A 23,963-nucleotide genomic window follows, 5' to 3' on the forward strand; every position below is an offset into this window, starting at 1 on the left:
CTTGGACTATCCGGACACACTCCTCGTGGCCGCGTGTCACCGGCTCTTCGGAGCTGGTGGGGATTGAAACGTAGCTATCGTAGGGCTTAGCGTGCTGATGGCACGTGTCACCGGCTCTTCGGAGCTGGTGGGGATTGAAACCACTTTCAGTTTTTTCATTTGTTTCCTCCTATTTCGTGTCACCGGCTCTTCGGAGCTGGTGGGGATTGAAACCTGACCGTTGCCTCCTCTGAGCACTGCCGTCCTGGTGTCACCGGCTCTTCGGAGCTGGTGGGGATTGAAACTCTCACTATGGGAGATGACCAACCACAGGCTGAGCGTGTCACCGGCTCTTCGGAGCTGGTGGGGATTGAAACTTCTACTTTTACCTCTAGCATGGACGCCAACTCTAGTGTCACCGGCTCTTCGGAGCTGGTGGGGATTGAAACACGAGCATAGAGACGATAAAAATTGTTCCCTGTTCGTGTCACCGGCTCTTCGGAGCTGGTGGGGATTGAAACCGAAGAGTCCATCGAGATACTGTGCGGCCGTATCTACGTGTCACCGGCTCTTCGGAGCTAGTGGGGATTGAAACCGGTTTTCGGTGCGATATGCCGGTGTTGAACGGCTTTGGTGTCACCGGCTCTTCGGAGCTGGTGGGGATTGAAACTTCTAATAAAAATCTTGGGGCACGTTTCGGGATCAAGTGTCACCGGCTCTTCGGAGCTGGTGGGGATTGAAACGCCAGACAAACGAACAAGACCGACCGCAAAGACGCGTGTCACCGGCTCTTCGGAGCTGGTGGGGATTGAAACAACGGTATAAGGGCTTTGCTGTCCGAAGATGCTGACGTGTCACCGGCTCTTCGGAGCTGGTGGGGATTGAAACATGATCTGTTCGTTGTCCCAGTCGTACCGCTCGATGTGTCACCGGCTCTTCGGAGCTGGTGGGGATTGAAACACAGGGGACTCTGATGTCCTCGCTCTACAGAGGGGGAGGGGAACCTGGCGGTGAACACCTCGCCTTCGGCTCGAAATGACAGTTGTATCATCGGCTCGAAATGACAGTTGTCTATCTCACTTCGGCTCAAAGTGACCGTCGCCTTCGATCCGAAGGCGACACTCGTATCACCGGCTCTTCAAGGCTCCCCACCCTCACTTCCCTCAAGGCCGATACAGGGAGCCCCAGAAAATCGCAAGATTTTCTGGGGTAGGGCGCCCTTCCCCTCAAGGCCGACGTCCTTCCCCTCAAGGCACACGCCATCGCCCTCAAGGCCGACGCCCTTCCCCTCAGTGAGGATCGAAACCCCCTGATAGGGGCAGGTTTGCAATCTGCCCCTACGTTGTGGCACCGACATCTCAAGGCCCCTACCCCCACTCCCCCTCAAGGCCAACGCTGGGGCAGGGCGCTCCTCCCCCTCCGTGAGAATTGAACGAGAAAAAGAATGAAGATGTGAACAACAACCACCTCGTAAGTGAAAATGGGCTATAATATCCCCAGCAAATAAAAGGGCGTAACTGCCTAAAACCCAACCCCAAATGCCACGAGAATGAAAGGATAGAAGCTATGGAGCTTGTACCTATCCAGCCCGAACGAATAGGCCAAACCGACTACGCTGCCGAGCTTTATGAACACCTCGAAAAAGGGAACATCCTTCTCCTCCGTCAAACCCCATTCGCCCCAACAGAGGACGATGCTGCCTTTCTCCGTGGTCAACATCAGGCCGAAACAAAAATCCATAAAAATATCGCCTACAAAACACCCCTCGATAAATTGACCGGTGCTCAAAACGAAACCCCAGAAGATGCCGAACGCCTTAAACGGATTATGAAAGCCTATGCGCATGGAGCCCTTCAGTTCCTCGCCAACCTCCTGCCCGCCTACGCCAAAGCCTGGAAGGTGGACTACGCAAGCTTTCGACCCTTCGAGGAACAAGGCCGAGACCTGCCCCTGAGCCGTAGAAATGACCTGATGCATGTGGATGCTTTCCCTACACGCCCCACCCATGGGGGGCGTATTCTGCGACTCTTTACCAACATTAGCCCCGACCGCGACCGCGTTTGGGTAACCGCAGGCCCCTTTGATCAGCTCGCACAACGCTATGCCAAAGAGGCCGGACTGGGTAAAGTAACCGGCCTAACGGCAACGCTTCAACGAACCGGAGCCTACGTCACGCGCCTGGTGGGCGTTCGCGCCGATGTCCCTTCCCCCTACGATCAGTTTATGATGGGATTCCATCACTTCCTTAAAGCCAACGAGAACTTTCAAAAAAATGAGCGCCTCTTTACCTTCCACTTTCCACCAGGCTCCAGCTGGATATGCTTCACCGACCAAATCGCCCATGCCGTAACCTCCGGCCAGTATGCCCTGGAACAGACCTGCATCGTGCCGCGTAGCGCCATGCAGCACCCAGAATGGGCACCGGTGGCCGTGCTGGAACGACTTGCCGGTAAAACGCTGGCGCCCTCCGCATAAACGCTCCCTTGCCAGCTTGAGAAAACAGAGGCGGACGACAGAAAACCGGCTTGCCCCGACGGTAAACTTGCCCTCCAATCGCCCACTCCATACCGAGAAGGGCGACCCGCTGGGCCGCCCTAGTCTCAAAGAAAGCGCTGCTGACTGTTGGCTATCGCCCTTTTGCAAAGAGGCTTCACCCTAACTGAGCGCGGAGAGAACCTCCGCAGCATGGCCTTCGGGTTTGACCTTATGAAAAACCTTTACAAGGCGACCGTCTGGGCCAATAACAAACGTTTGTCGCTCAACCCCCATGTAGCTGCGGCCATAGCGCTTTTTCTCAACCCATACCCCATATAGCTCGGCCACCTTGTGTTCGGTGTCGGCAAGGAGGCGCATGGGCAACCCGTACTTTTCGGCGAATTTGGCCTGCGCCCTCGGCGGATCGGTGCTGATGCCTAAAAGTTCCACGCCGCGCTCTCGAAATCGCTCGGCCATGTCGCGAAACCCACAGGCCTCCGCCGTGCAGCCAGGCGTGTCGGCCCGCGGATAGAAAAACAGCACCACCGTTCTGCCGCGCAGATGCGAAAGCGTTGTCGGGTTGCCCTCCTGATCGGGCAACGTAAAGTCGGGGGCGAGATCGCCTTCCTTCAGCATAAAACCTCCTCTTTACGAAAAAAGCTAGGCAGAAAACACAACCCTCCGTAGAGCATGGAAGCGAACCAACCTCCATGCTAGGGAGAATCGTTGTCCTCCGGCGCATAAAGATTTTCCCCTCGATGAAGCCGCAAGGCCACCTGGTAGGTCTGCAGATTGGCCCGAGAAGTAGGACAGTGAGCGGCCAAATAGCGGGCTATCGCCACAAGCAAAACACGACCTTCGGGTGTATTGCCGTAGTCGCGATATTGGCGAAAGCCGGCCTCGACCATCTGATAGGTATGGAACTCGGCATCCTCTCGCAACAGCGCATGCCCCAAAGTGGCCAGCAGCTCCGATTCCGAACCGCCGTGAGCCAGCCAGGTCATTACCTGCTGAGCCACCGCCTCCACCTGGTTTTGGCTGTTAAGTTTGTCGAGCAGGGCGGTTAAAGGCTCTTGAATGGTGTTAAGCGGGCGCGGTAGAGGGGCGGGTGGGGTGTTAAGGAACCTGGCGAGATAGACGCTGAGAGCACCGTCGAAAACGCCGCGTAGAAGCTCTAAAGAGGGGGCGCGACGCATGGCCTGGTGAACCGCGTTGGCATAGGTAAACGAGTGCAGAACTGTTATCCAGTCGCCGAATTCGTTGGAGGTTCGGAAATAGGCGATGCGATGGGCTGCGGCCAAAGCAACGGCACCGGCAAGTTGCTCGAAGGTGGCCCCCTGAAGCAGGGCGGCTTGCAGGTTTTCCACAATGGCAACAGGGTCTTCGCCCAGCAGCAGCTCTAGAAAGGCTGGGGTACACCGCCATGGGGCGGGGCGAGCCTTCTGTAGAGTCTTCGGTAGCTCCGAGAAGGCGGCAGTTAGCAGATTGGCCAGGTCTATGGGATGGCGCCAACTGGCCGACTCTTCGCTTCGCTGCCCGTTGGCCAGGACAGGCACCACGCTGAGAAGAATTTGCGGCGTAAAGCGGGCATCTACCTGCTGCAACAGCTCGAAAGCCTTGTTGGCGAAATCGAGCGCGTGGCCACCGCTAAGGTAGAGGTGGTCGGTCGCTGCGGCAAAGATCATGTCGGCAAGGTGCGAAAGCGGGTGGCCTGCCATAATAGCCGTGTGAAGAACACGCATGGCGCCGATGCTGTCGCGTACCTCGATAAACTCGCGAAACCAGGCCTTAAGCCGCTCCGGCTCGACATGCGCTTGCGGCAAGGGATCGGGAAGAAAAAGAGGGGGCTGGTTCGCCACCATGGGGGCAACATGGCCAAGACCGTGGTAGAGCGCCAAAGGCCGATCGCTTGCCTCTAAGGCCGGCAGAATATTGGCCATGGCCGTGAAAATGGTAAGGCCGGCGTTCCAGCCGTCGCGGGCATGGCGTGTGCCCAGATCGGCACCTACCTCCAGCGCCTGCCGGTGCCCAAGCTCCCCAAAACCCTCCAGCCCAAGCACCGCTTTGGCAATGACCAACCTTAGGTTGTGCTTTAAGCCGTGTTCTAGGCGCTTGCGGTGCTTGCCTAAGTCGGTTTCGCGGGCAGGGCGCATGTCCACCCAAACTTTGCCATCGCTTATTCGCGTGGGGAAAACGGTTACGTCGTCAGCCCAAAGGTCGAAAGTGCCCCCTGTCGCGAGGTCAAAGCGGGCATGATGCCAATGGCAGGTGAGGATGCCACAACGAAGGCTGCCTTGATGCAGCGGAAAACCCATGTGCGGGCAGCGGTTATCCACCGCATAAACCTGGTTGTCATGCCAAAAGAGGGCCACCGTTCGCCCCTCGATTTCGGCGGTAAGGCAGCCTTGGGCTTTCAGTTGCTCCAGATCGGCTACGGGTACAAACGATTCAGAAATGGAGGTTGCCATGGTCTTGTTCTCCTGTATAAACACAACCGCTGGTGCAAGTCTCTTGCACCACAATGCGACTTAGCCCTGGCAGACGAGGTTTAAGCCTTTGCCAAATCCATCGGGCGAGGTTCTCGCTCGTCGGGTTTTCTAGCCCCTCTATCTCGTTGAGGTAACGATGGTCAAGCATCTCTTGAAGCGGGCGAAAGGCCGCGGCGATGTCGGCAAAATCCATAACCCAACCCACATGGGGGTCAACAGAGCCACTAACGTAGATGGTGATACGAAAAGAGTGTCCGTGCAGACGCGCGCATTTATGGCCCTCCGGCACATGCGGAAGGCGATGCGCCGCCTCGATCTGAAACTCCTTGAACAGCTCCAATTCGTATCGCCTCCTTCCACAACCGCCTAGGGCGGTGCGCCAGCGCCCGTTAGGCTAGGCGTCTATCTCGCCGTCCTGAAGGCCTAGCGGCAGCGCCTTTGGCCGGTCTACCGCGGTTTCTGGAAAGTAGTGCTTGTTTTGCTCGGACGATTCTAAAATGCCCAGCATCACATCGAGCACATGGAAGGCAAGGTCTCCTGAGGCGCGGTGGGCGCGGCCCGAGCGGATGGCGGCGGCCATATCGGCCACTCCCAGGCCTCGCGCGTTGCCGGTATATCCGTAAACGAGGGACACTTCACGCCATTCGGGTTCATCGTGGCGCTTTACCAACACGCGCCCGCCAAAGCCGTTGGGGTCGGGCACAAGCAGAGAGCCTTCGGTGCCGTAGACCTCAATGTTGGGCATGTGGTGTGCCCACACATCGAAGCTGGTAACCAGGGTGGCGATGGCCCCCGTGTGGAAATCGAGTGTGGAAGCGATGTGGGTAGGCGTGCCGACCACGATTTTGGTGCCGTACTTCTTTTGGCTTGTAATGGTGCGCTCAGGGAACGTGATGCACGCCGCCCCCGCCACGCGTCGTATCCCGCCGATCATATTCACGAGAGCGGTAAGGTAGTAAGGCCCCATATCCAACAGGGGGCCGCCGCCCTCTTTGTCGTAATAGAACTCCGGATCGGGATGCCACGACTCGTGGCCGTGACACAGCATAAAGGCGGATGCCGCAACAGGCTCGCCGATGACGCCATCGTCAATAAGTTTGCGGCAAGTTTGGTGCCCCCCACCCAGAAAGGTGTCGGGTGCACAACCGATGCGCAGTCCCTTCTGTTTGGCGAGGGACACCATACGACGGCCTTGCTCGCGAGAGACGGCTAAGGGCTTTTCGCCGTACACATGTTTGCCGGCCTCCAACGCTGCCAAGGCCACCTCGGCGTGCGCTTTGGGAATGGTAAGGTTAACAACGATCTCAACATCTGGGTCGCTCAGCAGTTGGTCTACCGAAAGCGCTTTGGGCACACCATGCTTTTCCGCCTTTTCTTTAGCACGCTCCATGAGAAGATCGGCGCAGGCCACAATTTCGAGGTTGCGGAAACGTTTTCCCGCTTCGAAATAGATGTCGCTGATGTTGCCGCAGCCGATGATGCCGATGCGTGTGGGCGTTGTGTCTGTCGTCATATGCGCTCTGAAGTCCATCCTTCCTCAACAAGTTGCTCTATTTAGGATACCTCTTCTCTCCCCATGCTAGGTGCGGTGGGGCGTGTTGCAGAGCCGGGCGAACCGAGAGGATGGCAGGAGGGAGCGCGGTAGATAACGAATCTTCCCTTATTAAAGGAGGCCAACATGCCATTAGCAGCGTTTCCGAAATGTTTTCTCAAGGCCCTTTGCATTGACCGCACCATGACCCCCGAAGCGTGGATTGACCTGGCAGCGGCCCATTTGGAGATAGACGGGTTGGAGCTTTATTGGCGATTTCTGCCTCACGATTCGCCAAGGCACCTGGAGGCATTGCGCCGACAAGCCGAAAGACATGGGCTTCGGATCGCCATGTTGTGCTACTCGCCCGACTTTACCCAACCGGAGCGCGAGGCGTGGAGGGCCGAGATCGAGAGGGCCAGATGGGCTGTGGAGGTGGCAGCGATTCTTGGGGCGGAGACCTGCCGTGTGCTCAGCGGACAGGCGCGCCCCGACCTCGATGTGCCGATGGGCTTGCGCCTTGCGGCGCAGGCCATAGAAGAGCTTTTTCCCACAGCGGAGCGTTTTCAGGTGAAGCTGGCCTTGGAAAACCACTACAAAGATGGGTTCTGGCAGTACCCCGAACTAGCCTGGCAACAGGAGCGCTTTTTGGAACTGCTGTCGCTTATTCCCTCTTCGCCGTGGTTTGGTGTGAACTACGATCCCTCCAATGCCCTTTTAGCAGGCGACGATCCCATAGCCCTCCTCGAACAGGTAAAACATCGGGTCATCAGCATGCACGCCAGCGATCGCTATCTGGAAGGAGGTTCTCTGACGGAGTTGCGTCGTCTGGCCTACTCGCCTCAACAGGGCTATGCGCCCTTCCTGCGTCATGGTGTGATAGGGCAGGGCATGAACGACTACGATAAGATTTTCGCGTTGCTCGCTTCGGTGGGCTTTCAAGGGTGGGTTAGCATCGAAGATGGGGAGGATGCCGAGCAGGGCATGGCGCACTTAAAGCAGTCGGCCCAGTTCCTGCGTGAGAAAATGGCCAAGTATCATCTCCCATGAAGACGGATTTCCCGAAACCGAAAAAGGCCGCTTTTGGTCTACAATGTTAGGAAGGCTGCACGCTCTGCAGAGAGGAGAAGAAGGATGATAAGTGTTCTCATTGTGCTTATTGTGTTTAGCGTGCCGTTATCGGCTATCTGGACGGAGCACCTGCGGAAGGTTAAAAAAATAGAGTTAGAGACGCGCGAGCGGATGAAAAGTGAGGTGCTCGCCGAGATCGCCTCTCTGCGTCAGGAGTTGCAAGCGCTACGCGACACGACCACGCAGTGCGATCTCAGCTTCGACACCGCGCTGCAGAATCTGGAGCGTCGTGTGCAAGCGCTTGAGTCGCAACGTGTAGCCGCTCCTCTTCAGGAAGAGGGAAAACCTCAGTATCAACGGATCCTCTAGCCATGCACCTGCTCAGCCCTTGGAGCCTGCTTTGGCTGCCTCCCATTTGGGGCGCCATTATTCTGCTCTACATTTTGAAACTGCGTCGGAAGGATGTAGAGGTCTCCTCGCTCTACCTTTGGCAGCAGGTCATTCGCGATGTGCAGGCCAACGCGCCGTTTCAAAAGCTTCGCTACAACCCGTTGTTGTTGGTGCAGCTGCTCATCGCTCTGCTGCTGGTTTTGGCGCTCTCCCAACCCGTGCTTCGATTGCTTGCACGTGGAGGGCGCACGCTTGTTTTGGTGGTAGATACCGGGGTAACGATGCGGGCAACCGATGGCTCTCCCACCCGTCTTGACGAGGCCAAACGGGTGGCCTATCGCCTTGTAGGCCAGATGCATCCGGGAGATAGGATGATCCTCATCGCTGCCGGTAGCTCCCCGCAAGCCCTTACCGGTTTTACCGATAATCGCACCGAGTTGCGGCGGGCCATCGGCAACCTGCAGGCAACGGAGGCGCCCGCCGACATGCATACGGCGCTGCAACTGGCTTCGGAGCTGGCGCAGACAACAGGGAATGGCGGGCTGATAGAGCTGGTGACCGATGGCTGTTTTTCGCGCATGGATACGGCCTCGCTCAACCTAAGCAACAACGTTGGCTTGCGTGCCTACACCGTGGGCAAAAGCGACGATAATGTGGGCATCGTCGCTTTTGACTATCGTAGGCTTGTGGGCTATCAGCATGGGCTAGAGGTGCTGGCGTCTACTCAGAACTTCGCCTCTCAACCACGCAAGTTCATCGAGGAGCTTTACGCGGGCAAACAGTTGCTAGATGCACGTGAAGTTTCACTTGCTCCGGGGGCTATGCATACCGAAACCTATGCCATGCCGGAGCCGGCGGGGCCGCTTTCGCTGACGTTTCGTTTGGATGTAAAGGACGACCTTAGCACCGACAATACGGCCTACCTGGTGCTGGCACCCAAACGCCTATTTCGAGTTTTGTTGACGGGGCCGGAGAACCTCTTTTTAGAGAACGCTTTGGAGGTAGACCCCGATCTTCAGGTGGATGTTGCGCCAAACTATCCGGGCGATGTCACGGCACGCAAATACGATGTGGTTATTTTTTATAACACGGCGCCAAAAACGCTTCCGCCGGGGCACTACCTGTTCATTCACTGCTCCGGCGACCGCAGTCCGGCACAACTTACCGGCGCCACGGCGAGCATGGAGACGGTGGATTGGCAACATACCGACCCCGTGATGCGCTATGTGGATTTAACCAATCAGCGCTTCGACGATGTGCTGTTGTCTACACCAAAACCGTGGGCACGCGAAGTGGTAACCGGCGATTCGGGGCCGTTGATCGTGGCCGGAGAGGATGGCCCCACCCGCTCGCTCTTCTTTGCGTTTGACCCCGATCAGTCTCGGCTTCCTTTGTCGGTGGCGTTTCCCATTTTGGTTTCGGAAAGCGTTCGCTGGCTGGCGACGGGTGAGGAGACGGAAGGTTTGCCTTCGCGCGCCGGGCAGCCGGTAACGTTGGCGGCGGCCCCAGGGGTTTCGGCGGTTTCGGTGCGTTTGCCCAACGGCTCCGTAAAAAAAGTGCCCCTTGGCCCGGATGGCCGAGCGCTCTTTAACGACACCGACCAGTGCGGGTTCTATTCGGTGATAGGGGGGTATCCGGTAGGCACCGGAGGGCGTAGCGGAAACGATAGGGGGTTGTTTGCTATTAGCTTGAACAACGCCGACGCCTCCAACATTGCGCCGGTGAAAAGGCTGCCGTTTGAGTCGCCAAACCCGCAGGCCGAGCGCGGTAGACCGGTTGTGGTTTTCCACCCCTTCTTGCCCTGGCTGGCGCTGTTGGCTCTGATCGCACTAGGGTTCGAGTGGTATCTGTTCCACCGCCGTCCGTTTTTTGTGCGAGGATAGCGTGCGGTAAGACTAATCGCGCGGCCAACACGCCGGCAGGTTACACCTTGGGACGGTTTTCGGCCTTGCGGGTGAGGAAGCGAATGGGGGTGCCCTCTAGGGGATAGACGGCGCGCAGCTGGTTCTCCAGATAGTTACGATAGGAGAAGTGAAACATCTCCGGTTCGTTGCAGAAAAGCACGATGGTGGGAGGCCGCACGCCTACCATGGTGGCATAGTAGACTTTGAATGCACGCCCTTTATCGAGCAGAGGATGTTTCGATGTGGCCTCGTGAATGAGGCGATTCAGCTCTCCGGTAGCTATGCGATGGGCATGGTTTTGGGCCGCCTCGATGGCGGTTTCGATGGCATCGGTCACTCCGAATCGCTCTTTTGCCGAAACGAACACGAGAGGGGCATAGTCCAAAAAAGAGCACTCACGACGGAACTGCTCGGTAAATTTGAGAATACGGCTGCGTGAGGCCGAAGAGAGTTTCCCTTTTGAGCGTAGAATTTGAGGGTCTATGAGGTCCCATTTGTTGACGACAATAACGCAAGCTCGCCCGGCCTCTTGAGCAAGGTGGGCTACCCGTTTGTCGCCGTCGGTAATGCCGGCCTCGGCGTCGAGCACCACCAAAGCCACATCGCTGCGTTCCATGGCGGTTCTGGCGCGAAGCACCATATAGTACTCCACGGTGCCCTGCACTTTTCCGCTGCGCCGAATGCCGGCGGTATCTATAAGGGTAAGCGGTTGCTCGCTCCAAGTGAAATAGGTGTCGAGCGCGTCGCGTGTGGTGCCGGGCAGGGGGCTTACGATGGCCCGCTCTTCACCGAGAATGGCGTTCAGCAGCGAGGACTTGCCCACATTGGGGCGCCCGACGATAGCGAGGCGAATTCGCTCCTCCTCTGCCTCGTCGCTGGGAGCGAGCGCACTCTCTTGTTGTAAAAGCTCGACAACGCGATCAAGCAGATCGGCCACCCCATGCCCGTGAATGGCGGAGACGGTATGCACGTCGGGAAAACCTAAGGTGTAGAATTCGGCGGCGTGTTGTTCTAGCCGAAGGTTGTCTGTTTTATTCACCACGAGAAGAACGGGGCGGAGAGAGGCCCGGAGCACGTCGGCGATCTCCTGGTCGGTAGGGGTAAGGCCGCTGGCGGCATCTACCACAAAAAGGATGAGGGCCGCCTCCTCCATGGCGATCTGCGCTTGAGCGCGAACCTGCACGGTGAGAGGGTCTTGATCGCTAAAGAGAATTCCGCCGGTATCAATGACGGTGAAGTGGTGCCCACGCCACTGGGCCGGTTGGTATAGCCGATCGCGGGTAATGCCCGGTGTGTCCTCCACAATGGCAACACGACGCCCCACAAGCCGATTAAAGAGGGCCGATTTGCCCACATTAGGGCGACCAACGATAGCAACAAGAGGACGGTTGGGCTTGATCTGATTCATGGCTCATTCTACGCGAAAAGTTACACATCAATTTGATCGGGCAAGGATGGATGGAGAGTCGTACGATAAACCGCTCAAATAGACGAAGTCGCAACCTATTTGTAAATCTACCCGTAGATCGGCGATTCTGTCAAGGAGGGAGTTGGTGGAAACCGTTCTTATCGGCAAACGTCTTTAATAGAAGGAGGATTTGCCGGTTTCTGGCAAGAACTCTTCTGTGTCTTGAGAATAGAGCAGGCTATTTAGCCGTATACTTTCCTATCGAGGCACTGTTTTCATCTAAGGGGAGGAGATAGGGCATTATGGCTCGATGGAGCGAACGCGGAGGTCAGAATGGGAGAAAGCTGGGGTCGTTCCAGCCTTCTGAAATGATCGCCGCCGTGGCGGCGCTCGCGCTTATTATGGGGCTGGTAGGAGCTGGCGCCTATATGTTTTCTCATGCCCGTTCGAGCAAGAGCGTGGACTTACTGGTAGGGGCCGATGTGACGGGCAGCGTGCACATGCATTCGCGCAAACAGATGTTCGGTGTGCTGGATGAAACGGTGGCCGAGGTGCTGCCGCAGGGATCGCATGTGGAGATATGGTCGTTTGATGTGAATGCGCATAAGTTTGCCGATCTTGTGCCGGTGCGGCCGGAAGACCTCTGGCCGACGGAGGACGAGGTGATGGCGTTGCACCCAACGAGTTGGGGCACGTTTCCGGCGGTAGCGTTTAAGGAGATGGAGCGCGAGGCGAGCGCCGATCAGGCGCAGGGTGAGCCAACCGCCATTTTAATGCTGACCGATGGTGAGGACGAAAACCCCAGCACGACCGTTGAGGAGGCCAAAAAGCTGGCTCAGATAGGCTCTTTGAAGGCGGTATGGTTTTGTGGGGTAACTTCGCGCAACGGCTTTCGCTCTGAACTTGAAAGAAGGTTGGTACCGATCTTTGGCAATAGATTGATCGTGACCGGGCGCCAGGATGCTGCGGAGGGCTTACAGCGCTTGCGTCAACTGATAGCGTCCCCCAATGGGGAGAAATAGTGAGGGAAAGCGATGGACGATCCGGATGTGGTTTCGGGGCTAGAAAGAGAGGGACGTGCGGTTGTAAATGGGCGTGTTGAAGAGCCTTCCTCTGTTGCGGCAAAGGGAGAATCGAAGGCGGCGAAGCGTGCTCTCTTTTGGCCTAGCGGTTTTGCCGGTGACATGGTTTGGCACGTGCCGCCTATCGGTCTCTCGGCAGAGGAGAGAGCGCGCCAAGAGGCCTTGCTGAACCAGCTTGAGGGGCACTTCCGCGATTTTCCCCGCAGGTTTTGGCTGCTGCGTTGGAACTATTGGACTCGCGCTGTGGCGGCCACCGAGGAGCAGCTTGCGGTAGAGGACGAGGTGCAGGAGCTGCTGGAGCAGCTGAAGGCTGAAAACACCAAGGAGCAAGAGCGGCTGGAGAGGCAGATCGAGCTGCTGCGTGAACAGGAAACAGAGCTAAAAATGGAGCTTCTCCAAGAGCGACGCCGTTTTGCCGAGAGCGTGGGGCAGGCCGGCCTGCGTCTGCCGGACGGGTTGCTGAAGCGGGAGGTGGCCTCGCGGGACGGGGAGCAGCGCCCTAGCGCGGCCGTTGAACCGCGCAAGGTGATCGAAGCCCTTGAAGAGATACCCGACCTCGACGAGATAGCGGGCGAGCACGGTGTGAGGCCGGAAGAGCAGAAGGGCTTTTTTGCCCTTCTGCTCAACCTGTTTATGCAGATATTGGCGCCGTTGGTGGCCGGCCTTCTGTTGGCCCTCTGTTTGGGGACGTTGGTGGGGTTGCTGGACTTGGATACGCTGCTGAGGGCCGATGGGCTGCCGCGTTTGGGAGTGGCTGCCGCACTGGGTTTCGTGATAGTGTATCTCATGGGAGAGATATACCATGCGGTGGTGGGCATGTTGAGCCGAAGCCTTGAGACTAACGATTCCGCCGTGAAGGTGCCGCGCTTACGGGAGCAGACCACCATTGCCGTTCTCTGCTTGATGGGGGCTTTGGTGTTGGGGTTGGCCGAAGTGACGGCGGAAGGGATGGGGCTGCGCATGTTGCATCATCAGCAGATACTGCGTGAAGAGCGTGTGCAAGAGATGCGTTCTAATCAAGACCATGAGATGCCTCTGCCGGTCTACATGTTGATAGGGCTTCTCATCAGCGGCCCCTATTTGCTTTATAAAAGCACAAAGGGTTGGTCGGAAGTCGAAGACCAGATGCGACGCGCCTGGCTGAGGCATAGGCAAAGGGCGGTGATGGAAGCGCGCGCTAAAGACCCGGCCGTTCAGGAGCTTCTGCAACATGCCTACAGCTTGGAGGGCATGGAGAAAACCCTGCAGGAGTTGAAGGCGGAGTTGGCCGACATGGAGCAGAGACGCCTGAGTTTAAGTATGCCGACCTTGCCGGATGTGGTGCGTGAGCGACGACAGGCCGCAAGGGCTGCCGCCGTAGGCGAGGCGAATAGACTGCAGCAGGCGCTCGAAAACCTGATAGAAGCGACGGAACCGCTACCGGCAAAGCCGGAGATCACGAAATCGGTGCCGACCGCACGGAACGGTTTTTTGGCGGGACGATGGTAAATGTGGCGATTTCGAGTGCTTTTTGCCCTGATAGGTGGGACGGTCTGTTTGCTTACCGCTTTGCTCCTTGAAGGGGTGATGCAGACCAGGCCGGTTGCCGACCTGCTTGCCGGCAACATGTGGCCGCTGCTTATCTATCGCAGCGATATTTCACGCCGGGTGGAGCAGGCCGGAGGGCAGAGCGGTGAGGTGCAGATATCGCTGGCTTGGAACAATCGCAACGATCTAGACCTTTGGTGCATAGACCCGTCCGGCGTGAAAATATGGTTTATGCATCGGCGTTCCCCAACGGGTGGGCAGCTCGATGTGGATGCCAACGCGAGCATCGAACATCTTACCTCTACTCCGGTCGAAAACATCTTTTGGCCCTACGGAGAGGCTCCCTTAGGAACTTACCGTGTCTTCGTGCACTACTATGCCAACCATGGTGACCCCGACCCAACCGTCTTTCACTGTCGGGTGATGGTGCATGGCAGCATAAAGCAGTACCAGGGAAGCCTTTGGCCCCACCAAACGGTGGAGGTAACCGATTTTACGGTGACGCCCGCCACCACGACCCCACTAACGACGCTCTCCAATTTTCTTCTGAAGGAGTTCCTCATCGTTGCTCTGTGGGTTGGGTTTGTTGTGGGTTTCATGGCGTTGGCGTTTCTTGGTGGCTTGTGGTGGGTCTATCGGCGGCATGGCGTGCCGTTTCGTTTTACGGCAAAAGAGTTTCTATTAAGAGCGGGGCGTATGGCCGGGTGGGGCTTTCTGGCCGGAGGCTGTGGGCAGCTGGTCTTCCATCTGTTGTTGTGGGGCGGCGTGCGCGGAGGTTTGGGAATGCCGCCGCTTTGGGAAAACTTCAGTCGTTTCCTTGGTTGGTTGGTGGTAGGGCTGGTGGTCGGAGCGAAATGCGCCCGATGGATTCCGCACTTTCCTCAACGGGCTACGCGCAATGCGGGGGGGCTGGCTGGACTGCTGGCCGCCTGGTGTCTGAATGACGCTCTCAGAGTTGGAAGCGATTCGATGGGGCGCCTGCTGGCGGCGACGTTTGTAGGAACGCTTATCGGATGGATGATCCTCCTCGTTTTTGAAGAGGAGACGGTGCCGGAGGAACCTGTACTGGAAGTTGTATTGCCCGTTTTGGAGCCGATGCGCCTGCGCCCTCAGCGTGCGCGTGGTGTGGGGGTGGTGCGTACGGTTCCTCCTAACATGAAAGCGCCTCGTTAGGCCGCCTTCGGGTCGTGGACAACCGCGTAGTTCCCGATGGCTTTATGCAGCTGTTCGGGATGATGCAGGAGCCGATCAAGCACATCGCGCACGGCAATAAGCCCGTTTGGGCGCGGTGCCACCGTGTTGAAAATCCAACGCAACAGCTCGTAGTCCTCCTCGGTTTGGATGCGCAAACGGATTCCCGGCAGCCGCAAACTGAGGGGAGCCGGCAGAATAGCGCAGTCGAACAGCTCGCGATGGCGCCACAGGAAAGCGGTAACCTCCTCTCGATCCTCTCGGCTTCTACAAAAGCTGTCGAGATGGATGAGAGTACGAAGGGGCATCACCTCGCAGGCGGTGCCTTCCGGCAGACGCCCCACCGTAACGATATCCATATCGGTGTCGAGTTGATAGCGAACCGATGCCCAAAGCATTTTGGGTTCGAGCAGGGGATCGCAGGCGAACGTGCGCACCACGACATCGGCTTGGAAGACCTTGGCGGCCTGTAGCAGGCGCGACAGCACGTCCTCTTCCGGCCCATCGTGGGCGAAGCATGGAATGTTTTGCTTTCGGCAGAGCTGACGTAGCGGACGATTTTCTGGATGAGACGGAATAGCAGCGACGATTTCAGAGACGATCTCTGAGGCACGAATACGCCGTATGGTCTGCTCAATAAGGGTGGAGTCACCTAAGGATAGTAGCGGTTTGCCGGGCAACCGGCAACTTCCCATGCGTGCTTGCACAATGGCAAGCACACGGGGATAGGGGTTTGTTTCTTCCATGAAACTTCCTCTCCAAGAGATGAGAAGGCCAAACGTCTTGTAGAGACGTATCGAACCGTGGCCTGTACAAATTATCGGCTTGAGAGAGGAAAAAGGTCAGTTGTAGCGCCGGCGCAGATGAGAGGGAAGGATGCGGCACTGCTCTCGGTACTTTACCACGGTTCGGCGTGCCACATCGAAGCCCATGGCGCAGAGCTTCTCGGTTAGCTCGAGGTCGGTTAATGGTGCTTTTGGGTCTTCCTCGGTGATGAGTTGTTGGAGGGCGGTTTTAACCACGAGGGAGTAGTCGAAGAAGATATTAAAAGGATGGATTTCGAGATTAGGCAGACGCACGTACTTGTTGAATGTGGCGCGACTGACCACAGAGGGATGCACACCCAGTTTTTCAGCTATCGTGTTACGGGTGAGAGGGCGCAGAAACTGAACCTGTCCGGTCTCAATGAAAGCGGTTTGGCACAGGATAAGCTCTCGGGTAATGGCACGCAAGATTTTATGGCAGTTGCGCAGGCTCTCTATAAAGAGGTTGGCTCTTCGAACGTATTCACGCACCTGGTTTATCGGTTCCGATACGATTCGTTCTCCTTGATGCTTCTCATACGCCTCTTGCCAGACCGGGCTAATGCGAAGGTTTTCTGGGGCGTAGCCGGCGATCTCGATTTGAAAACCGGTTTCCGTTCGATGGATGAGCACATCCGGTCGGATGACCGCTTCACCGAAAGGCCGGCTCCAAAGCGTACCAAAGCGGGCTGCGGGGTAGGGAGTAAGGCGGTTGGTAATGAAATCTACAGCGGCTTGCACCGTTTTGCGTGGAAGAAGCAGGCGGCGGCAGATGCGCTGATGATGGTGACTCACGAACTCTTCAAAGCATTCACTGAGGATGCGATAGGCGGTTTGTGTTGTCTCCCAAGCGGGTGTATTGGGCGGAATGTCGGGCAGAATATGTTTTATCTGAAGGAGCAGGCACTCTTGGAGGGTTCGTGCGGCAATGCCCGGTGGGTCTAGGGTTTGGAGCTGGGTTAAGACCTTTTCAACCGTGCTTTTGGAGACTTTTAGGTCATGGGCAATGCTTTCTATCGGCTCGGTCAGCAGGCCGTTATCGTCAATGTTGCCGATAATATAGTCGGCCACGGCCTGTTCTTTGGGAGAGAGCGGAAGCAGATGCAACTGGTTGGTGAGATGGTCGCGTAGTTCGATGGGGGCTTGATGGCTCGCGAGAGAGTTTTCGGAATCTTGCAGCGAGAGAAAGGGGTCTACGCGTTCTTTCGGGTCAGGGCGGTTAACCTCCTCGGTGTAAGGCCTATCCTCTTCGCTGCCGGTAGGTTCGAGATATTCCGTAAGTTCGAGTGCAGGGTTTTCCAACAGCTCGTTCTCAACGCTTAGCAGCCGCTCTTGCACATTAAGCTGCAGAAGTCTTTGTGTAAGAAAGACTTTTGGATCGAGCTTTTGGGCTTGAACCTGCTTTTGTTCGTTCTGCAAAAACGCCATAGCGAGCCTCTCTTCTCCTTTTGGGCAGCTCGGACAGGCAAAAGAAATTACGATGAATTATCGGACATAGGTAAGTACGACTTCAGCGCGTGAACGTTTCGATAGTGTTGATGAAACCCCTATGATTATAGCGCTATGTCGAAAAAATGTAAAGCGGCCTGTTTTGGCGGAATGAAGACCCGCTCTCCTCATTGGGGTGGTTCTCTTGGAGAGCGGGTGCCGCTATCGCGTTGTTAGAGGAATGATGGGCAGGGCGTTAGGCACAAACGCGCGATTCTCTCGCTTGGCCTTGCTGCTTTCGATGTAAGACCTGTCGCAGGCACCACAGAAGGTGCAGGGAGCCGTATGGCAGTCGGCAGTTAGTTGGGCCGAGCGCGCGCGTTTATCCTCTGCGCGTAGATAGGCCTTGGAGACGCCACAATCAATATGGTCCCACGGCAAGGTCTCCTCATACTCTTTGTGCCGGTTCGCGTAGAAACGCAGGTCTATGCCGGCATCTGCGAAGGCCTGCTTCCATCGCTCATAGTCGAGATACTCATCCCACGCATCGAACACCTGACCGCGCCGCCAGGCCAGTTCGATGGCATCGGCCACACGGCGGTCTCCTAAGGAGAGCACGGCCTCAAGCTGTGCGCTTGCCGCCTCATTGGGACGATAGGAGATGGCTCGGTCTTTCAGAGAGCGCTTCAGCATGCGCTGTTTTCTATCTATCTCCTCAAGCGAATCTTGCCCATGCCATTGGAATGGAGTAAAGGGTTTGGGCACAAAGGCCGACACGCCGATCGTGATGGTCGGGTTCTTCACACCGTTTTTGCGGGCGATCTCGGCGCATTTATGGGCTAGCTCCCCGATGGCTAAAACGTCCTCATCGGTTTCGGTGGGCAGAGAGATCATGAAATAGAGCTTGATGCGCTGCCAACCGTTTTGGAAGGCCGTCTCGCAGGCGGCGAAGAGGTCTTTTTCGGTAACCCCTTTGTTCACCACATCGCGCATCCGTTGTGAGCCGGCTTCTGGGGCGAAGGTCAACCCCGTTTTGCGAACCTTATTGATCTCTTGTACCAGCTTCACACAGTCGCGGTCGGCACGAAGAGAGGGTAGCGAGACGCCCACACGGCTACCGGCATACTTGTCTATCAGCGACTGAACGACCTCTTCCACGCGGCTGTAGTCGGCGGTGGAGAGAGAGACAAGGGAGATGTCTTCGTGACCGGTGTTCTTCACCAACTCCTCAGCAAGTTGCATCAGCTTTTCCGGGCTTTTTTCGCGCACCGGTCGGGTGATCATGCCGGCTTGGCAGAATCGGCACCCCCGGGTGCAGCCTCGCATGACCTCCAAAGAGATGCGGTCGTGCACCACCTCGATATAGGGGATGATGGGTTTGGTAGGATATTCAAGAGCATCTACATCCTTCACCCATACTCGTTCGATCTTTGCCGGCACATCCGGGCGCAGGCGTCGGGTGGCTAAGAGATGGGGCATCGTGTCGCCAAGGCGCTCTGCCTCTTCGACCGAGAGGCCTTTGCTTTCAAGGCGCGCCAGTCTGGCCTCTTCGCTCTCGTATTCGGGTTCATAGAAGCGCGGCACATAGCAGCCCGGAATCTGGGCTAGCTGCACGAGAAGCTCCTCTCTTGAAAGGTGGCGATAACGTTTAAAGCTGTTTACAAGTTGATGAAGAACCTCTTCTGCCTCTCCGATAACAAAGAGGTCTATAAAGGGGGCCATCGGCTCCGGGTTGAAGGCGCAGTGCCCGCCGGCGATGATAATGGGGTAGGGTTTGCCGTTGGGTTGGAGCCTATCTCTATCGCGAGAACGCACGGGAATGCCGCCGAGGTCGAGCATGTTAAGCACGTTGGTGTAAGAGAGTTCATAGGAGAGGGCAAACCCGATGAAGTCGTAGTCGGAGAGGGGCGTGCGGGTCTCCAAAGTGTAAAGAGGCAGTCCGGCCGCGCGCATTTCGCGCTCCATGTCGGGCCAAGGAGCGTAGACGCGCTCGCAAACACAGTCCTCTCGTTTATTGAGGAGGTGGTAGATTATGCTGCAAGCGAGGTTGCTCATGCCGATTTCGTAGGCGTCGGGGAAGGCGATGGCAAATTTTACATCAACGGTGCTGTGGTCTTTTACAATGCTGTTTAACTCTCCGCCGGTGTAGCGACCGGGTTTGCTGACAAGCGGTAAAATATCCTCCAACACGGCATCTATCTGCTCGCGAGTCCACATCGTCAAAATCCCTCCTGCGCTCCCAATCATTCTACAGGATGGTTTTAGTATACTACGCAGTTCGCTGATTGTGCCACTCCGCCCGGTCTTCGGCAGTGGGTGACCATGGCGCCGGTACGTACCGGCTTACGGCGCTGAGGCGTCCAGATAGAGCCGGTACCACTTCAAAACGTACGGCACCACGGAAAGAGGGACCCCCTTGGCCCCCTTTGGGAGCCAAGGAGGGTTGAATGCTCTCGATGTTAGAAGCGATAGGTGGGCTGCACATAGAACCAGTTGACTTCATGCGCCTGAGCTGGATCGAGCGTTTTGATGTAGTGCCCTGGCCAGAAGTGGCTGTAGCCGATAGAGAGACCGAGGTAAGCGCTTACCCGATAGTCGGCAACGACATCTACTTCGGAACCGATGTCTCGGCCGGCAGCCCCGGTGGGGCTCCAAAGCGGTTTGCCACTGCTGCCCTTTACCGGGGCGCCGTTCACGCCGTACCAGTAGTCGCGACCATCGGCAAGGGAGAGAAAGTGGCCGTCCACCGAAAGGGTAAGACGTTTCGTGGCAGCAAACCCCATGCCCACATGCCAATGGCGCATGTTACGCCAACCCATGTAGTCCAGGATGCCCGATTTGCCGTGCGTGGAAGGAAAGAGTTGATCAAATGTTTCGTAATGTGCCGGATCGGTGGGACTGCCGCCACTGGCGAAGTCGTGTTCTACAACGAAATGGAGGGCTGAAGGCCCGGGAAAGGTGTAAGTGGCTACGGCGGCGTAGGCCCACGCGCCAATGGCTTTGCCCCCAAAGTGGCCGAACTGAAATGCCGGCTCGATGGTGATGTGCGTATGGGGAATAAGATCGATGACCGGTCGGGCACCCAGAGTAAAAACGCTGAGGTTCGCTCCCGAAACGCGATCGTTTTTAAGCAAAGCGTAGAGATCGGAGCTAAGTTTGGGCAGAAACTTCTCCACGCGATAGACCCCGTAGAGCGTAGGCACTGTGGTAACGCCGTTAGCAAAACCGATTTTGCCGAAGAAGAGATCGGTGGTCTGGCGTGCGCTTTTAAAGGTGAACCGAGCGGCGTCGAAGGTGCGTCCGTAGTTATTCCATTCTGGGGAGGCGATGAGTCGGCCATCGCCAAAGGCCAGCACCTGGCGTCCTAATCTCCATTGATAGCGACCTTTGCCACCCTGAGCGTAGCCTTGAAAGACATCGAAGTCGTTGACAACGGCGATATGGCCGCTATTTGTTGTGTTGCCCCAACTATATTGCGGTTGAAGGAAGAGGGCAAGGCCGGAGGGGTCGCTCCACCCAAAGCCGAGGCGAAGGCGGCTGATCCACTCTTGGTTGTAAGCGGTGTTTCCGGTACTGACGATAGCGCTGTTGCTTTCATCGTTGCGGATGCGCCATTCAGGGCTGAAGGAGAATCCGTGTCCATTGGATGGCACAACCGTTTGCGAAGAAGCGTTTATTGCAAAAAAATTAGCGAAGACTACGGTGCATAGCAGTACAAACATCTTTTGGCGAAAAAAACGCATAGAGTCTCTCCTGATGTGAGTTTAATTTGGGAACCGGTTTACACAGAAGACCGATTGCTTCCATCGGCACAAAGGCCGTATGGGAGCATCGTCGGCTGTTCCATTGTAACACAGTTATGGCGAGGTGTCAACGATTTATAGACAATTTTTTGCGCATAGACAGATTGCTTCCTCATTATGTGAGACTTGTGCAAGAAAAGCATCGTTGGTGGGCGTGGAGAGCATCCCGTGAAGGCTTTGTAGAGCGAGGTCTCGATAAAGGGTAAAATGATGTCTAGTTTCTGCCCTCTCTTGGTAGTTAAAGAGACGGTTTGGGTGCGTCACTCATCTGTACACCGGAACTTTGCGGCGCAACGACGGGCCGACATATGTTGAGGAGATTTTCGGTCCTATGTCGCTCTTTGATGCCTACACAATCGAAGAAGGCTATGATGAGATGTTTGAGCCGGATGGACATCCGCGCTCTCACTATCGGCAGCTCTTTTTGCGTCTTTCTCAGATGTCTTTAGAGGAGTATCGGCGCAGATGTCGCCTGGCCGAGCGCATTTTTATGGAGCAGGGGATTACCTTTGCTGTCTACGGTGATGAGGGCGGCTGCGAACGACCTTTTCCGCTCGATCTCATCCCGCGAATTATCCCCTCTCAGGAATGGGCGTTTCTTGAAAAAGGGCTGACACAGCGCATGATCGCCCTCAACCTCTTTTTGCAAGACATATACCATGATCAGAAAATCCTGCATGACCACGTGGTGCCTTGGGAGTTAGTGTTGAGTGCCACCTTTTTCCGCAGGGAGTTTTTAGGAGCCAACCCTCCAGGGGGTATCTACGTGCATATCTGTGGGACGGATATCCTTCGCGATGCCGACGGACGCTATCTTGTGCTAGAAGACAATCTTCGTTGTCCTTCGGGGGTCTCCTACGTTTTGCAGAACCGAACCACGCTGACCAGAGTGTTCCCCCAGCTTTTTCAGGACTATGCCGTGCGCTCGGTAGACCACTACACAACCCAGCTGCTTGAAAACCTGAGGGAACTTGCCCCTGAGGAACGCAAGCAGAACCCCTGTGTGGTGCTTCTGACTCCAGGCCCTTACAACAGCGCCTACTTTGAACATGCTTTCCTTGCACAGCAGCTTGGGATCGCGCTGGTGGAGGGGCGAGACCTTTTTGTGGAGGATAACAGTGTGTTTATGAAAACCACGCGGGGGCCACAGCGGGTGGATGTGATCTATCGGCGTGTGGATGACGACTTTCTCGACCCGTTGGTGTTTCGACCGGATTCGTTGCTGGGCGTCCCCGGACTGGTAAATGCGCATCGCGCGGGCAATGTGGCTTTGGCAAACTCGATAGGCACCGGTGTTGCCGACGACAAGGTGATCTATGCCTACGTGCCACGCATCATTCGCTACTATCTGCAGGAGGACCCGATTCTGCCTAACGTCGAGACCTATGTGGCCTATGAAGACCTGCAGCGGAAACATATCCTGGCGCATTTAGACACGCTTGTCGTCAAAGCGGCCAACGAGTCGGGCGGCTACGGCATGCTGATCGGCCCACAGGCGAGCGCGCAGGAGCGAGAGGAGTTTGCACGTAAGATAGAGGCGAACCCTCGCAACTACATTGCCCAGCCTTTGGTGCGTTTTTCATGTGTGCCTACCTTTGTGGAAGACCATTTTGAGGAGCGGTATGTGGACTTGCGGCCTTATATTCTCCAGGGCCGTAAAGGCGTTACCGTAATTCCGGGAGGCCTTACACGGGTGGCATTGCGTAAAGGCTCATTCGTGGTCAACAGCTCGCAAGGCGGCGGCAGCAAGGATACGTGGGTATTGGCCGGTGAACATCGAGGAGATAGGCCATCCATAGGCGATTTAGGCAAGCCGGCATTGTTAGGCCAGCAACAGCGATCGTGGTCTTTGCCGAGACAAGCTGGGGAGGCGCAGTAACTATGTTGTGTCGAGAGGCAGATGCTTGCTTTTGGATAGGACGCTATGTGGAACGTGCCGAGGCCACGGCACGCATGGTGGATGTGCACTATTCTACGGCTCTGGAGATGAGTTCGCCAGCACAGGATGGGACGCTGCATTGGGAGGCTCTGTTGGCCATTGCCGGCAGCACAGAGGCCTATGCAGCGCGCTATACAGGGCAGAACGACCGCGATGTGCTCCACTTTTTCGCTTTCGATGTAGAGAACCCCAACTCTATCCTTTCCTGTTGGGAGCGAGCACGCCGTAATGCGCGCGTGGTACGCGAGCAGCTCTCCTCAGAGATGTGGGAAAGCCTTAATGCGGCCTATCTTAGAATGCGCGAGTGGAATGTGGAGAGACTGCTGGCCGATTCGCCTCACATCTTCTTCCAGATGGTGAAGGATGCCTCGCATCTCTTTCAGGGCATTTTGAACCGGACGATGCTCATGGATGAGGCGCGCGATTGGCTTGATGCCGGTCGTTTTTTAGAACGTGCCTCCCAAACACCACGGCTTTTGGACGTGAAGTATAAGGAGCTGCTTGGAGATCGCTCACCAACGCAAGAAGTAACGCCCGATATCCATCAGTGGATCGCCGTGTTGAAGTCGGTAAGCGCTTTTGAGATGTATCGAAAGGTGCACCAAGAGGGTATTCGACCGGAAGGGGTAGTGGATTTTCTGGTTTTCGACATCCGTTTCCCCGCCTCGGTACGTCATGGCATCGCGCGTGTGGAGGGCTGTTTGCGCCGCATTGGTGGGAACCCTCAGGCCGAGCCGCGCAATGAAGCCGAGCTGAGGGTGGGGCGTCTCCTTGCCGATCTCACCTATAGTCGCGCGGAAGAGATCGTGGCAGCCGGGCTGCATTCCTTTTTGCACGATGTGCAGCGCCGATGTGCCGAGATAGGCGAGGCAATTTCGGCGCAGTATCTTGCGTATTAGGACGGGAAAGGAGAGCCTAATGAGAATTGAGATGAAACATCGAA

At 56.6% G+C, this 23,963-nt stretch carries 18 protein-coding genes and 1 CRISPR repeat array; of the genes, 9 read left to right on the top strand and 9 right to left on the bottom strand.

Annotated elements, in window-relative coordinates; genetic code table 11:
• Window positions 1–33: 33 nt before the first annotated feature.
• A CRISPR array of direct repeats spans window positions 34–939; the repeat unit is 37 nt; unit sequence GTGTCACCGGCTCTTCGGAGCTGGTGGGGATTGAAAC.
• A 606-nt stretch (window positions 940–1,545) separates the two neighbouring features.
• Window positions 1,546–2,454, top strand: a complete 909-nt coding sequence (locus tag VKV18_RS08520) for a Kdo hydroxylase family protein (RefSeq protein ID WP_324203781.1) — start codon at window positions 1,546–1,548, stop codon at window positions 2,452–2,454.
• Between the two features lie 180 nt (window positions 2,455–2,634).
• On the opposite strand, the gene bcp is transcribed toward VKV18_RS08520, so the two are convergent.
• From bcp to VKV18_RS08540, 4 genes are all read right to left on the bottom strand, one after another.
• Window positions 2,635–3,090: a thioredoxin-dependent thiol peroxidase gene (bcp, locus tag VKV18_RS08525; protein WP_324203782.1), complete on the bottom strand. Its 456-nt coding sequence runs from the start codon at window positions 3,088–3,090 to the stop codon at window positions 2,635–2,637.
• A 77-nt stretch (window positions 3,091–3,167) separates the two neighbouring features.
• Window positions 3,168–4,922, bottom strand: a complete 1,755-nt coding sequence (locus VKV18_RS08530) for a Rieske (2Fe-2S) protein (RefSeq protein ID WP_324203783.1) — start codon at window positions 4,920–4,922, stop codon at window positions 3,168–3,170.
• On the bottom strand, window positions 4,903–5,283 hold the full coding sequence (queD, locus tag VKV18_RS08535; RefSeq protein WP_324203784.1) for a 6-carboxytetrahydropterin synthase QueD: 381 nt from the start codon (window positions 5,281–5,283) through the stop codon (window positions 4,903–4,905). The genes VKV18_RS08530 and queD overlap by 20 nt, the downstream gene beginning before the upstream one ends.
• 54 nt (window positions 5,284–5,337) lie before the next feature.
• Complete coding sequence (locus VKV18_RS08540; protein ID WP_324203785.1) at window positions 5,338–6,456, bottom strand: Gfo/Idh/MocA family oxidoreductase; 1,119 nt, start codon at window positions 6,454–6,456, stop codon at window positions 5,338–5,340.
• A gap of 165 nt (window positions 6,457–6,621) precedes the next feature.
• On the opposite strand from VKV18_RS08540, the gene VKV18_RS08545 reads away from it, so the two are divergent.
• The 3 genes from VKV18_RS08545 (at window position 6,622) to VKV18_RS08555 (ending at window position 9,818) form a co-directional block, all read left to right on the top strand.
• Window positions 6,622–7,524: a sugar phosphate isomerase/epimerase family protein gene (locus VKV18_RS08545; protein WP_324203786.1), complete on the top strand. Its 903-nt coding sequence runs from the start codon at window positions 6,622–6,624 to the stop codon at window positions 7,522–7,524.
• An 84-nt stretch (window positions 7,525–7,608) separates the two neighbouring features.
• Window positions 7,609–7,914 carry a hypothetical protein gene (locus VKV18_RS08550; protein ID WP_324203787.1) on the top strand — a complete coding sequence of 102 codons (306 nt, stop codon included), beginning with the start codon at window positions 7,609–7,611 and terminating at the stop codon, window positions 7,912–7,914.
• A 2-nt stretch (window positions 7,915–7,916) separates the two neighbouring features.
• Window positions 7,917–9,818, top strand: a complete 1,902-nt coding sequence (locus tag VKV18_RS08555; protein ID WP_324203788.1) for a VWA domain-containing protein — start codon at window positions 7,917–7,919, stop codon at window positions 9,816–9,818.
• Between the two features lie 40 nt (window positions 9,819–9,858).
• Here the strand turns inward: VKV18_RS08555 and der are convergent, their stop codons facing one another.
• Window positions 9,859–11,247 carry a ribosome biogenesis GTPase Der gene (der, locus tag VKV18_RS08560; RefSeq protein WP_324203789.1) on the bottom strand — a complete coding sequence of 463 codons (1,389 nt, stop codon included), beginning with the start codon at window positions 11,245–11,247 and terminating at the stop codon, window positions 9,859–9,861.
• A gap of 302 nt (window positions 11,248–11,549) precedes the next feature.
• On the opposite strand from der, the gene VKV18_RS08565 reads away from it, so the two are divergent.
• From VKV18_RS08565 to VKV18_RS08575, 3 genes are read left to right on the top strand one after another with little or no spacing between them, the layout of a single operon-like run.
• Window positions 11,550–12,269: a hypothetical protein gene (locus tag VKV18_RS08565; protein WP_324203790.1), complete on the top strand. Its 720-nt coding sequence runs from the start codon at window positions 11,550–11,552 to the stop codon at window positions 12,267–12,269.
• Window positions 12,270–12,281: 12 nt separating this feature from the next.
• Entirely contained in the window at window positions 12,282–13,817 is a 1,536-nt protein-coding gene (locus tag VKV18_RS08570; protein ID WP_324203791.1) for a hypothetical protein, read from the top strand.
• On the top strand, window positions 13,818–15,029 hold the full coding sequence (locus VKV18_RS08575; RefSeq protein WP_324203792.1) for a hypothetical protein: 1,212 nt from the start codon (window positions 13,818–13,820) through the stop codon (window positions 15,027–15,029). It abuts the gene before it with no gap.
• On the opposite strand, the gene VKV18_RS08580 is transcribed toward VKV18_RS08575, so the two are convergent.
• The 4 genes from VKV18_RS08580 to VKV18_RS08595 form a co-directional block, all read right to left on the bottom strand.
• Window positions 15,026–15,793, bottom strand: a complete 768-nt coding sequence (locus tag VKV18_RS08580; RefSeq protein WP_324203793.1) for a cytidylyltransferase domain-containing protein — start codon at window positions 15,791–15,793, stop codon at window positions 15,026–15,028. The two genes, VKV18_RS08575 and VKV18_RS08580, sit on opposite strands and share 4 nt — an antisense overlap.
• A 96-nt stretch (window positions 15,794–15,889) precedes the next feature.
• A complete protein-coding gene (gene rpoN / locus VKV18_RS08585) occupies window positions 15,890–17,278 on the bottom strand; it encodes an RNA polymerase factor sigma-54 (RefSeq protein WP_324203794.1) in 1,389 nt (462 codons plus the stop codon).
• Between the two features lie 222 nt (window positions 17,279–17,500).
• Window positions 17,501–19,495, bottom strand: coding sequence for a TIGR03960 family B12-binding radical SAM protein (locus VKV18_RS08590; RefSeq protein WP_324203841.1), 1,995 nt, complete (start codon window positions 19,493–19,495; stop codon window positions 17,501–17,503).
• A gap of 242 nt (window positions 19,496–19,737) precedes the next feature.
• Window positions 19,738–21,021, bottom strand: a complete 1,284-nt coding sequence (locus VKV18_RS08595) for an alginate export family protein (protein ID WP_324203795.1) — start codon at window positions 21,019–21,021, stop codon at window positions 19,738–19,740.
• Window positions 21,022–21,412: 391 nt separating this feature from the next.
• Here VKV18_RS08595 and VKV18_RS08600 point away from each other — a divergent pair, with 391 nt between their 5' ends.
• Both VKV18_RS08600 and VKV18_RS08605 read left to right on the top strand, forming a co-directional pair.
• Window positions 21,413–22,960: a circularly permuted type 2 ATP-grasp protein gene (locus VKV18_RS08600; protein ID WP_324203796.1), complete on the top strand. Its 1,548-nt coding sequence runs from the start codon at window positions 21,413–21,415 to the stop codon at window positions 22,958–22,960.
• 2 nt (window positions 22,961–22,962) lie between these two features.
• Entirely contained in the window at window positions 22,963–23,919 is a 957-nt protein-coding gene (locus VKV18_RS08605) for an alpha-E domain-containing protein (RefSeq protein ID WP_324203797.1), read from the top strand.
• The last annotated feature ends 44 nt before the right edge of the window (window positions 23,920–23,963 follow it).

The organism is Chthonomonas sp., assembly GCF_035294505.1.
GTDB lineage: Bacteria > Armatimonadota > Chthonomonadetes > Chthonomonadales > Chthonomonadaceae > Chthonomonas.

Excerpts from the sequence above, each read along its gene's own strand:
- VKV18_RS08520 (WP_324203781.1), top strand. The coding sequence starts at position 1,546 with ATGGAGCTTGTACCTATCCAGCCCGAACGAATAGGCCAAACCGACTAC.
- bcp (WP_324203782.1), bottom strand. The coding sequence starts at position 3,090 with ATGCTGAAGGAAGGCGATCTCGCCCCCGACTTTACGTTGCCCGATCAG.
- VKV18_RS08530 (WP_324203783.1), bottom strand. The coding sequence starts at position 4,922 with ATGGCAACCTCCATTTCTGAATCGTTTGTACCCGTAGCCGATCTGGAG.
- VKV18_RS08540 (WP_324203785.1), bottom strand. The coding sequence starts at position 6,456 with ATGACGACAGACACAACGCCCACACGCATCGGCATCATCGGCTGCGGC.
- VKV18_RS08545 (WP_324203786.1), top strand. The coding sequence starts at position 6,622 with ATGCCATTAGCAGCGTTTCCGAAATGTTTTCTCAAGGCCCTTTGCATT.
- VKV18_RS08550 (WP_324203787.1), top strand. The coding sequence starts at position 7,609 with ATGATAAGTGTTCTCATTGTGCTTATTGTGTTTAGCGTGCCGTTATCG.
- VKV18_RS08555 (WP_324203788.1), top strand. The coding sequence starts at position 7,917 with ATGCACCTGCTCAGCCCTTGGAGCCTGCTTTGGCTGCCTCCCATTTGG.
- der (WP_324203789.1), bottom strand. The coding sequence starts at position 11,247 with ATGAATCAGATCAAGCCCAACCGTCCTCTTGTTGCTATCGTTGGTCGC.
- VKV18_RS08565 (WP_324203790.1), top strand. The coding sequence starts at position 11,550 with ATGGCTCGATGGAGCGAACGCGGAGGTCAGAATGGGAGAAAGCTGGGG.
- VKV18_RS08570 (WP_324203791.1), top strand. The coding sequence starts at position 12,282 with ATGGACGATCCGGATGTGGTTTCGGGGCTAGAAAGAGAGGGACGTGCG.
- VKV18_RS08575 (WP_324203792.1), top strand. The coding sequence starts at position 13,818 with ATGTGGCGATTTCGAGTGCTTTTTGCCCTGATAGGTGGGACGGTCTGT.
- VKV18_RS08580 (WP_324203793.1), bottom strand. The coding sequence starts at position 15,793 with ATGGAAGAAACAAACCCCTATCCCCGTGTGCTTGCCATTGTGCAAGCA.
- rpoN (WP_324203794.1), bottom strand. The coding sequence starts at position 17,278 with ATGGCGTTTTTGCAGAACGAACAAAAGCAGGTTCAAGCCCAAAAGCTC.
- VKV18_RS08590 (WP_324203841.1), bottom strand. The coding sequence starts at position 19,495 with ATGTGGACTCGCGAGCAGATAGATGCCGTGTTGGAGGATATTTTACCG.
- VKV18_RS08595 (WP_324203795.1), bottom strand. The coding sequence starts at position 21,021 with ATGCGTTTTTTTCGCCAAAAGATGTTTGTACTGCTATGCACCGTAGTC.
- VKV18_RS08600 (WP_324203796.1), top strand. The coding sequence starts at position 21,413 with ATGTCGCTCTTTGATGCCTACACAATCGAAGAAGGCTATGATGAGATG.
- VKV18_RS08605 (WP_324203797.1), top strand. The coding sequence starts at position 22,963 with ATGTTGTGTCGAGAGGCAGATGCTTGCTTTTGGATAGGACGCTATGTG.